This window comes from Streptomyces pristinaespiralis (genome assembly GCF_001278075.1).
GTDB lineage: Bacteria > Actinomycetota > Actinomycetes > Streptomycetales > Streptomycetaceae > Streptomyces > Streptomyces pristinaespiralis.
Genome location: NZ_CP011340.1, coordinates 738,879 through 751,950 on the forward strand (window position 1 = coordinate 738,879; position 13,072 = coordinate 751,950).

The 13,072-nt window shown below is 73.4% G+C and carries 10 protein-coding genes; 4 read left to right on the forward strand and 6 right to left on the reverse strand.

Annotated elements, in window-relative coordinates; all coding sequences use genetic code 11:
* Positions 1-20: 20 nt before the first annotated feature.
* The 4 genes from SPRI_RS02895 to SPRI_RS02910 all read right to left on the reverse strand — a co-directional run bounded on the left by SPRI_RS02895 (position 21) and on the right by SPRI_RS02910 (position 5,685).
* Positions 21-1,088, reverse strand: a complete 1,068-nt coding sequence (locus SPRI_RS02895) for an AAA family ATPase (protein WP_005308095.1) — start codon at positions 1,086-1,088, stop codon at positions 21-23.
* An 18-nt stretch (positions 1,089-1,106) separates the two neighbouring features.
* Positions 1,107-3,128: a VMAP-C domain-containing protein gene (locus SPRI_RS38405; protein ID WP_053556675.1), complete on the reverse strand. Its 2,022-nt coding sequence runs from the start codon at positions 3,126-3,128 to the stop codon at positions 1,107-1,109.
* On the reverse strand, positions 3,125-4,360 hold the full coding sequence (locus tag SPRI_RS38410; protein WP_053556676.1) for a hypothetical protein: 1,236 nt from the start codon (positions 4,358-4,360) through the stop codon (positions 3,125-3,127). The genes SPRI_RS38405 and SPRI_RS38410 overlap by 4 nt, the downstream gene beginning before the upstream one ends.
* Positions 4,361-4,923: 563 nt before the next feature.
* Positions 4,924-5,685 (reverse strand): SDR family NAD(P)-dependent oxidoreductase, encoded by a 762-nt coding sequence (locus SPRI_RS02910; RefSeq protein WP_005308103.1) that lies wholly within the window; start codon positions 5,683-5,685, stop codon positions 4,924-4,926.
* Between the two features lie 126 nt (positions 5,686-5,811).
* On the opposite strand from SPRI_RS02910, the gene SPRI_RS02915 reads away from it, so the two are divergent.
* Positions 5,812-6,924 carry a CapA family protein gene (locus tag SPRI_RS02915; protein ID WP_005308104.1) on the forward strand — a complete coding sequence of 371 codons (1,113 nt, stop codon included), beginning with the start codon at positions 5,812-5,814 and terminating at the stop codon, positions 6,922-6,924.
* A 519-nt stretch (positions 6,925-7,443) separates the two neighbouring features.
* Positions 7,444-8,598 (forward strand): YncE family protein, encoded by a 1,155-nt coding sequence (locus SPRI_RS02920; RefSeq protein WP_053557678.1) that lies wholly within the window; start codon positions 7,444-7,446, stop codon positions 8,596-8,598.
* Between the two features lie 119 nt (positions 8,599-8,717).
* On the opposite strand, the gene SPRI_RS02925 is transcribed toward SPRI_RS02920, so the two are convergent.
* On the reverse strand, positions 8,718-10,181 hold the full coding sequence (locus tag SPRI_RS02925) for a purine-cytosine permease family protein (RefSeq protein ID WP_053556677.1): 1,464 nt from the start codon (positions 10,179-10,181) through the stop codon (positions 8,718-8,720).
* 68 nt (positions 10,182-10,249) lie between these two features.
* On the opposite strand from SPRI_RS02925, the gene SPRI_RS02930 reads away from it, so the two are divergent.
* Positions 10,250-10,900 carry a TetR/AcrR family transcriptional regulator gene (locus SPRI_RS02930; RefSeq protein WP_005308107.1) on the forward strand — a complete coding sequence of 217 codons (651 nt, stop codon included), beginning with the start codon at positions 10,250-10,252 and terminating at the stop codon, positions 10,898-10,900.
* Between the two features lie 20 nt (positions 10,901-10,920).
* Positions 10,921-12,546, forward strand: a complete 1,626-nt coding sequence (locus SPRI_RS02935; protein WP_053556678.1) for an amidohydrolase — start codon at positions 10,921-10,923, stop codon at positions 12,544-12,546.
* Between the two features lie 59 nt (positions 12,547-12,605).
* On the opposite strand, the gene SPRI_RS02940 is transcribed toward SPRI_RS02935, so the two are convergent.
* Entirely contained in the window at positions 12,606-13,013 is a 408-nt protein-coding gene (locus SPRI_RS02940) for a hypothetical protein (protein ID WP_053556679.1), read from the reverse strand.
* Between the last annotated feature and the right edge of the window lie 59 nt (positions 13,014-13,072).

Genomic DNA, 13,072 nt, shown 5'->3' on the forward strand with positions numbered 1-13,072 from the left:
CCGGGGAGCGCGGCCGGAACTCATGCCGACGGCCCGGTGAGGTGGTGCATCACGGTGGCGAGGAAACGTTCGCGGTCCTCCTCGCCGGTCCATGCCCTGCTGAGCCTGAGCTGGATCGCGTTGAGGAGCTGGTCGGTGGCCAGGTCGCCGTCCGCGCTGCGGTCGATGAAGGTCCGGACGAGCTCCCGGTACTCGTCGTGCTCGGCGATGTCCACGCCGAGCCGGCCACGGATGATGCGGGCCAGCTTCTCCACGTCAGGCGCCTGCAGATGGAGGCGGACACAGCGGCGCAGGAAGGCCGGCGGGAAGTCCCGTTCACCGTTGCTGGTCAGGACGACGACGGGGAAGTACCGGCACTGGACCCGACCGCTGTCGATCGTGACCCGCTCGCCCTCGGCATCGTCGGTCGCGATCTCCACCGTGGGCTCCTCGCCCGCCAGGCGGGCGAGTTCGGGGATGGTGAAGCCGCCGTCCTCGAAGACGGTGAGCAGGTCGCCGGGCAGGTCGATGTCGCTCTTGTCGATCTCGTCCACCAGCAGCACCCGGGGCCGGTCCTGCGGCAGCAGGGCCGTTCCGAGCGGTCCGAGCCGCAGGAAGCGGGAGATGGACGCGGCACTCGGCGGCGCGACGTGGCCCGCGCGGGACCACCGAGGGCCGCCGTCGGACGCGGGCGTGCGCAACTGTTCCAGGTTCGCCTCCTGGAGGCGGCCGATGGCGTCGTAGAGGTAGAGGGCGTCGCGCAGGACGCTGCGGCTGGTGACGGGCCAGTGCAGCACCGGCCCGAGGCCGAGGTCGGTGGCGATGCTGTGGGCGAGGGTCGACTTCCCGACGCCCGGCTTGCCGGTGATCAGCAGCGGCCTGCGCAGGTAGAGAGCGGTGTTGACGACGTCCTTCTCCAGCTCGTCGGGCACATAGCCCGCCCCGCGGTCGACCGTCCGCTGCCAGGCAGCTCCGGAGCAGCCGGGCGGGGTGTAACCGGGGTCGGGGGTACCGGAGAAGTCCCGCCAGGGTGGTGGCGGCGCCTCCGTGAGGCGGTTGAGCCTCTCCTCCCGGCTGCCGGGCCCTTGGTAGATCCACCAGTCCTTCACCACTGTCTCCGTCGCTCCTCAGGCCAGGGACCGGTGGTCCATCGTGCAGTCGGGATCGTCCCACAGCAGGACCAACTGGTCCGCCCCGTCGGCGGATCGGCCGGCCGCTGCGCCGCGCCGCAGGTCGCGGATGGTGCCGGGCAGTGCCAGCACGTCGAGGTCCGCGAGCAGTGCGCGGTCCGGGGACAGCAGTGCGGCGACCTCCTGCGCGCTGTCGCGGGCGGGTCCGTCGCGCCGCCACACGGCCACGGGCACACCCCCTTCGAGGAGGGCGTCCACGACGTCCTGCGTGCCCGTGCCCGTGGTGTGGGCCACCACGCACGCCGGGTCGGCGCGCACGCCCAGGTCCACGGCGAGGTCGTCGTTCACCTGGGTGTCGTCCACCACGCGCACGGCGGCGGGGTGCCGCCCGCCCTGGGCGAGCAGCCAGGTCCACTTGCGCCGCCAGGGCGCTCGGGCGTCGTGGCGTTCGTCGGGGCAGCGGACGACGACCTCGTGGAGCACCCCGAGCGGACGCTGGCGGCTGCCCGTCCGGCCGCGCGGGACCGGCCACTGGTCGAAGGGGATGTCGAGCAGGTCGAACGGCACATGGAACTCCACCCGTTCCACCACGGGATACTCGCCGTCGGCAGCGGTCGCGCCCAACGTGGCCGAGACGCGGCCCAGTTGCCGGACCAGTTCGTCCCTGACCTCATCGAGGGTGAGCGGCCGGCCTGCCGACTCCCAGATGACCTCGGTCGTGTCGCGGCGCAGCCACATCCGGACGAGGTGGCGGTCCCCGTCGGCGACCGGATCGAGGCGGACGTGCAGCACGGTGCTGCGCGGCGGCGGTGGGGGCGGCGGCAGCGCCGGCACCCCCAGACGCTTCCGCGTCAGTTCCTCCCATTCCCGCAGCTGCCTCGACCACGGCCGGTCCGCGGGTCCGCACCGCTGCGCGAGAAACCGCACGAAGGGCACGACGAGGGGCACGTCCAGGCGTCCGCCCTGCCGTTCGTCGAGATCCTGAGCCACCTCTATCAGGGTGTCGGCGGGCAGGCCGGCGCGGACCGGTGTCGTGCACCCGGCGGCCTTGAACGCCCAGGCGTAGGCGTCGTACGTGCAGCGGGGCAGGGGCCGGTCGCCGAACGCCTCCCCGAGTCCGTCCCAGGCGCTCTGGTCGAGCCGGCCCGCCTTCGGCACGGGGCCGTCGCTGTCGCCGGGGACGTCGAGGAAGGAACAGCCGTCCCAGTCCCGGTCCACCACGAACTCGGGCAGCTGCCAGCCCTCGCCCCGCTCGTGAAGCTGCTTGAACTGGCGGTGGACGGCACGGCCGATCTCCGCGAGTTCGCTCGTCCCCTCGGGCAGCGGCCGGTCCTCCAGTTCGGCGAGCAGGGCTTCGGTGAACTGCCCGGCAGCGCGTTCCCTGTCGTTCTTCGCCGCTTCGCCCTCGCGGGCCGCGTAGAGCCGGAACTGGCGCCGCCACGGCTGGGTCGACCCGCCCGCGTAGTCGGTGCTGCCGAAGTTCCAGCGGTCGTCGCGGGGTGCGTCGATACGGCAGGCGTCCACCAGGGCGGCCTGGAGCGCGAAGCGCGGCCTGCGGACGGTGTCCGTGCGCCACCAGCGCAGCATCGAGTCGAGATTGAGGTGCCGGATCAGTCCCGCGCTGGCGTCCTCGCAGGGCAGGATCATGTCCCGCCCCAGCAGGTACCCGTGTCCGGCCCAGAAGATCCACAGCAGGTCGCCGTCGCACTGCGCGAGGTCGTCCACCAGCGCCGTTTTGACGTTCTGTTCGGTCGCTGGGCGGTACGTGTCCTTCAGGGCGGCCAGCCGGGGCGTGGCGGACCAGTCGAGCGTGTCCGGTTCGAGCGGCGACAGCAGCAGCCGGATGTTCTCGTGCGGCACCTGCGCGGTGCCGGTGAGCCACCCGGTGAAGCGCAGGGCGTCGCGGGCCGCGCCGCGCAGATCCCACTTGCCGCTGATCCCGTACTTCTCGACCCCTGCCACGAAGGCGAAGGTCCGCTCGGGGCGTACGGCCGCCTGGAGCGTCGTGCGAGCCGTCACGCGATCTCCGCGACGGCGTGCGCGATCCGGTCGTAGACGGCGCCCAGTTTCCAGTAGGCGCTGTGGCAGGGCAGGAACGGCTGGCGACTGCTGACTTCGTGGTCGGTGACCCTCGGGTCCGCGGGGAACACCGGCTCCGCCATGAAGGCGAGGAGGTCCTGCCGGTCGTAGATGTTGAGCCACCGGGGGAAGCCGGCCGGCAGCGGTTCTCCGGGTGCCAGCGCGGTCAGGGCGCCGAGTTCGTAGAGGAACGGCGCCTGCGAGCCGACGGTCACGACCAGTTCGACGCCGGGGACCGGCTCGCCCCGGGCCGCGGCGAGGGCGAGCAGGTCCACGAGCGCGATACCACCGAGGCTGTGGCCGATCAGCACCGTGGGTCCGGGCTCCGCCGTGATCTGCTCGTGGAGGAGGTCCCGCAGCGCCGCGCCCCTGGCCTGGTAGCGGAGGATGTCGCCGAGGAACGGCGTGGACTTGGTGGTGAGGGGACCGCGCCACAGGTTGAGGGCGGGCTGGGTCGTCATGCGCAGGGCGAGATTGCCGAGAACGGCCCCCGCGCGGCCGGCGACGCCGCGGGCGTCGCCGCCCAGGCGCGCCGTGAGCAGATCCACCAGCCGGTCGCGTTCGTCGCCGGTGCAGTCGGCGTCGGCTCCGGCCACTGCCAGCGCCGCAGCGACGACGGCTCTGGCAGCGGCGACGGCGAGTTCCCTCGCAGAGGCGTCGTCCTCGGCCCGGCCCGCGGCACGGGTCGCCTCCGGTGCGTGGGCGATGTCCGTCAGCGCCTGCGGATAGGCCCCGTACAGGCCGGTGTCGCGGAGCAGTCGGCCGAGCTCGTCGGTCTCCTCGGGGCAGGGCGGCAGTCCGGACAGGAGTTCCAGAACCTCGGCGCCCGCGGAGCGGACACCCGGCATGGCGAAGTCGTCGCCCGCGTCCCAGCCCATCTCGGCCAGCACCCTCACCTCGCAGAGCGGGTCGGTCAGCAGCAGCGCCCACTCGGCCGCCTCCCGGTCCGGCGGAGCGACGGCGAGGAGATCGTCGGCAGCGCCGCGCGTCTGCTGAAGGCCGGGCACCGAGAGGCCCCCGGCGCTCAGGGTCGCGCCGAAGCGGTCGCCCCAGTAGCAGGACGCCACGTTCGCATCGGAGAACCTGGCGGTGAGAGCGTCATGGATCCGCGCGAAAAGTACGTCGTGCCGTGCACGCCGCACACCCGTGCCGTGGACAAACAGAAACCGCATGGCCGCCCCCCTCGCTCACTCGGCCGCATCCGAACCATAGCGCCGACACTCGAAGTGGTCCTGCGGAAGGGTGAGTTCTGACCCGTTCCCGACCGGGCGCGCCCGGTACGCGGGCGTGGGGAGACGGTGTTGCCCGCGCCGGCTCTGCCGGCTCCTGCGCGGCAGCACCGTCCACCGGCTGACGCCCGGCGGGCCCTGGAACAGGACCTGCCGCCGCCGACCGTGCCCGCTGCACGGCCGGCACCGCCGCCGCCCGGGAGGAGGAGTTGCGCACGGCGGCGCGGAACAGCTGGCGGTGGAGCCGGGGACCTTGCCGCGGAGGCGGCCGAACGCTGGGCCGTCCGCGTGCTGAAGGGACTGCGCGAGCGGATCAGCGGCCTTCTGGCCACGGACCGCTGACTTGGGCGCGGGAACGCGGGTGACGTGCGAGCCGGGTCGCAGGTGTGCCGGGCCGCGTACGGCGCTCACCACCGGCCTGGCTCACCGGTCCGCACGGCTGCGGCTGCGGCGAGCCTCACGCCCTGGGACATCGCATGCGACCGGCGCCCCGCGTCCCCTCACCCTCAAGTGCGCAGGTAGGAAGCGCCATTGAGGTCGAGCACCGCGCCGGACGACCACACGGCCCCGGGGGAGGCGAGGTGGAGCACGGCTTCTGCCACCTCCTCAGCGGTGCCGACCCGTCCGAACGGGCTCTCGCCACGCAGCGTCTCACCGTCCTGACCTGCCAGCTTGGCGGCCTGCCGTTCCGTCGCGACGAAGCCCGGCGCCACGGACGTCACCGAGATCCCGTGGGGTGCCAGCGCGACGGCCATCGACTGTCCGAACGCGTGCAGCGCGGCCTTGCTCGCGCCGTACGCGGGGAAGTCGGGCTCTCCCCGGAACGCCCCGCGGGAGCCGACGTTGACGATGCTGCCCGTCGCGCCCCGGTCGATGAGGTGCCGGGCGACGCCGTACGTCACGTTCGCCGCGCCGAGCAGATTGACGTCGATCATGTGGTGCCAGGACCGCTGCCAGTCCTCGTAGGAGACGTCGGCCACGGAGTGCCGGTTCTCGGCGGACGGCGCGACAGCGGCGTTGTTGACCAGTACGTCGACCCCGCCCAGCGCCGCCACGGCGTCGTCGACGATGCGCCGCGCCACGGCCGGATCGCCGATGTCGCCCGCGAGGAGAGTGTGTCCGTGGCCGGGCAACCGCCGCAGTGTCTCCTCGGCGTCGTCGCGCCGGGCCGCGTAGTGGACCGCCACGGCGTCGCCCCGTTCCGCGAACGCCACCGCGACCGCGCGTCCGATGCCTCGCGACGCTCCCGTGACCAGTACCCGCCTCATCGGTTCTCCTTCTGCTTCGGCGTCCGCCCCGACGGTAACCGGTCCCTGCGCGACCGGTCGCGCTGTGGCGGCGCGACGCCCGGTGGCCCGGGACGGCACCGTGGCGGTGCGGACTACCGTGGAGTCATGGGCAGTGGCCTGGTCACCCTGTTCCTCAGCGGTGACGTGATGCTCGGCCGCGGCGTGGACCAGATCCTTCCGCACCCCGGCGATCCGGCCCTGGCCGAGCCGTACGTCCGTGACGCGCGTTCTTACGTCGACATGGCGGAGGCGGTGAACGGACCCGTGCCCCGCCCTGTCCCGTTCACCTGGCCCTGGGGCGACGCGTTGCCGGTGCTCGACGACGCCGGGCCGGACGTGCGGCTGGTGAATCTCGAGACCTCCGTGACGCGGAGCGACGACGCGGCCGCCGGCAAGGAGGTCCTCTACCGCATGAACCCGGCGAACCTGCCCTGCCTGACGGCGGCCCGCCCCGATGTCTGCGTCCTCGCCAACAACCATGTCCTCGACTACGGCCGCCGGGGGCTGGAGGAGACACTCGCGGCACTGGCGGACGCGGGCCTGCGCACAGCCGGCGCGGGGCGGGACCTGGCGGCCGCCCGGCGGTGCGTGAGCGTCCCGCTCCCCGGCGGCCGGCGGGTGCTCGTCGTCTCGCTCGGCGTGCCGTCCAGCGGCGTCCCGCCCGCGTGGGCGGCCACCGCACGGCGCAGCGGCGTCCACTTCGCGGCCGAGGAGTCGCCCGCCGTCGCGGCGGACGTGGCGGCGCGGCTGCGCGAGGTGAGACGGCCGGGCGACGTGACGGTCGTGTCCGTCCACATGGGCTCCAACTGGGGTTACCACGTCCCCCGAGGCCAGGTCCGCTTCGCCCACGCGCTGATCGACGGCGGCGCGGACATCGTGCACGGGCACTCCTCCCACCATCCGCGGCCTGTCGAGGTGTACCGCGGCAAGCTCGTCCTTTACGGCTGCGGGGACCTGATCAACGACTACGAGGGCATCGGGGGCTACGAGCGGTACCGGGACGATCTGCGGCTGCTCCACGTCGCCTCGGTCGACCCCGCCAGCGGCGCTGTGCACGAGGTCCGGATCACTCCCCTCGAGGCCCGGCGGCTGCGGCTCACGCACGCGTCGGGCGCTGACTGCCGCGCCGTGCACGACGTGCTGGGCCGGATCAGCCACGGCATGGGCGTCCGCATGGACGCCGAGCGGGACGGCTCGGTCACGGCCCGGCCGGCCTGACCCGGGGCTTCCCACCGCCGCAGCGGCCCGGTACGGCGATCACCGGGTCCCGGCGGACGGACGGACTGCCACGTCCGAACGGAATCCTGCTCAACCGATCGGACGACCCTGCCGTCAGCCGTCCCGCGCACCGGGTCGGGCCGGTCCGCCGACGATCACGGGCGGCCGCGGGCGGAGACTGGAGGCACGGCGTACGGCGCACAGCGCACACGTGCGTCGTACGGCACCGCGCGGCGTGCCCCCGACGACGGAACGCGACCTCCCCGACGACATCGGCCCCGCGTCGGTCGGCCCGCTGCCACTTCATGGAGGAGATCCGTCGTGACCGAGCAGTCACCGCCCACGGCCGGCCCCGCCCTGCCCGCCGCCGCCCACCGCGGCGGCGAGGCCGACGTACACGCGGTCCCGGCGGCGGACGCCGAGGGCCTCACCGTCGGGTCCCACGCCGGGCCTCCCGGAGTCCGCGCGATCGCTGCCGTGTCGCGGGGCAGGGAAGCGGGCACCATGGCCGGCGGCAAGGTGAAGCGGCGCACGACGGTCTCGGCGCTGGTCGCCCTGGCCGCCACGGCGGCGCTCGCCGGGTGTGACGCGTCCGGTGGCGGCCCGGCCGCCTCCGCGCCCCGGTCCTCCGCTCCGTCCTCCCCCGCCGCTCCGGGCACGCCGGAAGGCTCGTCCGGCACGCCACGTACGCCCGAAGGCGCCCTGCTGGTCAGCGACTTCGGAGCGGACACCGTGACCTTCGTCGACCCGTCACGGCCGGGTGAGCAGGCCCGGCTGGGTTCGGTGGAGGTGGGCACGGCACCTTACGGGATCGCGCTCGGCGAGGACGGCACGGCGTGGGTGGCGACGGCGGAGGGCGTGGCCGCCGTGGACACCGGGGCCAGGAAGCGCACCGCCCTGATCCCGTACGCGACGGACAGCGGCCCGGTGACCACCGGCGAGTACCGGGGCGGCGGCATGGGGATAGCGCTCTCCCCGGACGGCGAGCGCGTCTACGTCGGCGTCAACGTCCCCGGCGGCAACGGCGTGTTGGAGGTGATCGACACCGGGCGGCGCGAGGTGGTGGCGACCGTCCCGGTCGGTCGCCGGCCCTTCGACGTCGACGTCTCCCGCGACGGCCGCCAGGTCTACGCGACCGGCCATGATTCCTTCGACGTCACCGTCGTCGACACCGACGACCGGGACAGCCGGCGGATCGAAGTGGCCCCGTACGGCACCGAGGGCGGCCTCGGTTCCTGGCTCAAGCCGCACTACACCGCCGTACGCCCCTCCGACGGCGCCCTCCTGCTTCCTTTCGAGGGCGAGCGTCTCGCGGTGGTCGACCCGGACACCGGCAAGGTCCGTGTCGAGCGGATGACCGCCGACACCCACCAGCACGGGGCCGCGGTGGCCGAGGACGGCACCCTGTACGTGGTGGGCACCGGCCCCATCGACCCGTCGGAGCACAACGGCCCGTCCCTGACCGTGCGTACGCCGGGCGGCAGGGAGAGCGTGATCCCGCTGGACGGCCCGCACGAGGACGTCGCCGTGTCGGCCGACGGCCGCACCGCTTACGTCTCCGGTGGTTTCACGCGCGACGGTTACTGGAACGGCCTCAGCGTCGTGGACACCGCCACGGGGGACGTGACGCGTCTGCCGGTCGGCGTACGGCCCCTGGGAATCGTGGTGTTGTAGGCGACGACGCCGGGACGGACCCGATGCGCGGCACCGTGCGACAGTGGCCACGGATGCACCGCACGGCGCACCGCTCGCTCAGGCCGGGCCGGCCCCGCGCGGCGGACCGCACCGCTCGCTCAGACGGCCCTGCCCCGCGCCGCGAGCACGTTGTCGGAGGTGCGCATCATGAGCGCGTAGACACACGCGGCGACGGTCATGCCGACCGGCAGGGCGAGGTCCACTCCGCCCAGGGCCCGCGCCACGGGCCCGGTGTAGAGCGTGTTCACGCTCAGAGCCGCCGCGAGGACGCCGGCCCCGAGGGCGACGGCGCCCGCCGGGTTGACGCCGGCGGTGTACCAGAAGGGGCTGCCGGTGGTCTCGTCCATGAGTGCGGGCCCGTCGTAGCGGTTGCGGCGTATCAGGATGTCGGTGGCGTAGACGGCCATGGCGGGACCGAGGAGGACGACGGTCAGCTGGAGGACGTTGCTGACGGTGTCGAGGAAGCTGGAGACGAGGAGCCCGTACAGCGTGAGCGAGACGGCGGCGACGCCGTCGACGAGCACGCTGCGGGAGCGGCGGATGCGGATGCCGACGGCCTGGAGGGCGAGGCCGGCGCTGTATGCGGTCAGGGCGTTGATGGCGATCGTGCCGACGATCAGGGCGAGCAGGAAGACCGGGTGGAACCAGCCGGGAAGGATCGTCTCGAGTCCGGTCTGAGGGTCGGTCATGTCGACAGCGGTCGCCGCGAAGGCGCCGAGTGAGCAGACGAAGACGCTCGGCACGAAGCCGCCCAGAGCGGTCCAGCCGATGATCGCCTTCGCCGATGTCGTGCGGGGCAGGTAGCGGGAGAAGTCGGCGCTGGTGGTGTAGGACAGCGGGCCGGAGCCGACGAGGGTCACGCCGGCGACGAGCACCGCCCACAGGTCGACGCCGGTCAGCGGCTCGGCCGGCGTGTAGCCGAAATCGGTGTGCCGGACGACGGCCACGGCGACGACGGCGAAGGCGGCGGTGAGTGCCAGCGTGATCGGGAGGTACAGCTTCATGATCATGCCGTGGCCGTAGACGCCGATGGCCAGGGTGAGGGCGGCGACGAGCACCACGACGGTGACCTTGACACCGGTGTCGGCCGTGATCCCGGTCTTCTCCACGAGGGCGAAGGCGGCGGTCGCGGCGGCGGCCAGGTTGAGGGCGAAGTAGCAGACGGAGATCATCCAGCCGACGATCGCATTGTTCACGCGGTTGCCCCGGATCCCGTACATCGCCCGTGTGACCACCTCGCTGGGCGCGCCCGCCGCGGGGCCGGAGACGGAGAGCAGCCCGGTCAGCACCCAGAACAGGTTGCCCACGACGATCACGGCGAGGGACTGCCACAGGCTCAGGCCCATGAGGACCAGGGCGCCACCGATGACCAGGCTCAGGTAGTTGACGTTCGCCGCCGCCCAGACGGAGAAGAGCTGCCGTGGCCGGCCGTGGCGCTCGTGGTCGGGGATGTGGTCGATGCCGTGTGCCTCGATGCGTGCCGCCCGGTCCCCGGGGGGCCGCGGGGCCGCATCGGGTGTGGCGTTCGCGCCGGGACGCGGGTCGGGAATCGTGGACGCCATGGGCCCCTCCGGGTGCTGGTTCAACCACCTGCTTGTTTGTTGGTCGCAAACTCAATAGCATCGATTCCATGTCGTCAAGCGCTCAACACAAGCGAATCCGCAAGTCTCCGGCCGCCAGACGTGCGGAAATCGTTGCGGCGGCCTCGATGGTCGCTCTGACCGAAGGGCTGGAGTGCATCACGCTCCGGCGGATCGCGGAGGAGCTCGACGTCCGCCCGGGACTGATCAGTCACTACTTCCCCGCGGTGGAGGACCTGGTGGCCGAGGCCTACGGCAGCGCCGCCGGTTCCGAACTCGACGGCCTCCTGCCGGCCGACCGGGCCGGCGCCACGCCGACCCAGCACCTGGCGCGGTTCTTCGGCCGGGCGACAGGACCGGGGTTCGACGACATCAGCCGGCTCTGGCTCAACGCCCGGCACCTCAGCCGCTACCGGCCCGCCCTGCGCGACCGTGTCGCGGTGCAGGAGGCCGCTTGGCGCGACCGGCTCGGCGGCCTCATCCGTGACGGGGTGGAGCAGGGCGAGTTCCGCACCGACGAGCCAGAAGTGACGGCCATTCAGATCCTCGTCGTCATCGACGGCCTCGGCGTCCACGCCAACAGCGCCGCCGGGGGCAACGGCGGCCGTCCACCTGCCGTCCTGCGCATGGCCGTCACCACCGCCGAACGCGAACTCGGCCTGCCCGCCGGAACGTTGACCGCTTCCGCCACCGCGAACTGACCGTTTCCAAGGAGCCCCCTGTGCGCACCTCGCTCGTCCTCCTCTCGGCCCGTCTCCTCGACCCGGTCTCCGGCTCGTTCCTGTCCGGGACCGCTCTCGCCGCGTCCGGAGGCCGGATAACCGCCATCGGCGACGACCGGGAGATCCGCGCGCTCGCCGACCCCTCGACGACGGTGATCGACCTGAAGGGCGCCGTACTGACCCCCGGCCTCGTCGACGGGCACCTGCACCCCGTCTCCGGCGCCGAACTCACCCACGGCCTCGACCTGTCGGGCTGCGCCGACCTCGAGGCCGTGCGCCGGGCGCTGGCCCACGAGGCGGCGAGCCTCGCGCCCGGGGCGTGGCTGCACGGCTGGGGCCTCGACCCCAACGTCTTCGCCGACCGGCCCGTCTCGACCGCTCCTTTCGACGCCGTACTCGAAGGCGTTCCCGCCCTCCTCCTCCTCTTCGACGCCCACTCCATGCTCGCCAGCCGGCGGGCGCTCGAGCTCGCCGGCGTCGACGGACCGCGCACCTTCGACCAGGCCTCGGCCGAGGTCGTCTGCGACGAGGCGGGCCGGCCCACCGGTCTCCTGCTGGAGGACGCCGCCTGCGAACTCGTCGAGCGCGCCGCCCCGCAGCCCACCCGGGCGGAACGCCGGGCCCGGCTCGCCGCCGCCCTGCGGGCCATGGCCGCCACCGGGCTCACCGGCGGCCACGCCATGGACGCGAACGGCGACAGCCTGGAGCTCTACGCCGACCTCGACGCCGCCGGAGAACTCCCGCTGCGGCTACGGGTCGCGCCCTGGTGCCAGCCCGGCATCGACGCCGACGGGCTGCAGGCGCTCATCGAACAGCAGGGCACCGGCGGCACGCTGTGGCGGACCGAGGGCGTGAAGCTCTTCATGGACGGCACCATCGACAACGGCACCGCCTGGCTGGAGCGCCCCGACTGCCACGGCGAGTCCACCCACGCCTTCTGGCCCGACCCGGCGGAGTACACCCGTGTCATCGGCCGGCTCCACCGGGCCGGGGTGCCCACCGCCACCCACGCCATCGGCGACGCGGCCGTCCGGCACGCCCTCGACTCCGTCGAGAAGGCGCAGGCGGAGGGCGGGCGCGAGGTGCGGCACCGGATCGAACACATCGAGACCGTGCCCGACGACACGCTGCGCCGCTTCGCCGCACTCGGCGTCGCGGCCTCCATGCAGCCCACCCATTGCTGCGACTTCACCCGGGCCGACCACACCGACAACTGGTCGCGCCGCCTCGGCGAGGAACGCGCCTCGCGCGCCTGGCGCTGCCGCGACCTGTGGGACTCCGGCGCCACCGTCGTGCTCGGCTCCGACTGGCCCATCGCCCCCTACCCTCCGCTGGGTGTCATGGCGGGCGCCCGACACCGCCGGCCCGGCCGGGACCTCACCCAGCCGCCGCACGGCCCTCAGCAGGCGCTCACCCCGCTCGAGGCACTCCAGGGAATGACCGTCAACGCGGCCTGGGCCGCGGGCGCGACGCGGGAGGCCGGCCGGCTCGCCGTCGGTCACCGCGCCGACCTCACGGCCTTCGCCGCCGACCCGCTCACCACGGCCGCCACCGACCTGCCGGACGTGCCTGTGCTGCTCACCGTCCTCGACGGCCGTCCCACGCACCGCGACCCGAGCGTGTGACACGTCCGGCGCCCCGGCCGCTGCGGAGCTGCGCGGCGGCCGGGCGCATCCGGCATCGGCTACCGGCGTCCTTCCGGGCGGACACCCCACGCCGGGTCAGCGGCGGCCCTCGCGAGTTCGGCGTCGTACCGGTCGGCCTCGAAGTGGAACGGCGAAGGCGCCACCTCCCGGTACGGAACCTCCCATCCGGACCACTCCACGAGGCCCCCGAGCCGCTGCACGCACACCGACAGGAAGCCGCAACAGCCGCCCGTGCAGTCGGGTTCACCCAGAACCACCCGCCGGCTCCGGCCCGTCGCGTGCAAGGCGCCGTCCCGCCCGGCGGCCAACGCCTCCTGCAGGAACGGCCCTCGGCCACCGACCCCGACAAGTGGTGTCACCACGTCCTCGCCGTCGACCCACAACTGCAGTTGCGCGGCCCACCGAGGGCCGGGCGGCATCACAGCGACCTCGAGGCGATTGAACATCCCGCCACCCTACGAGGTGTCCGGCCGGGGTTCCGCACGAAAGAGCCCGCAGCCCTCGG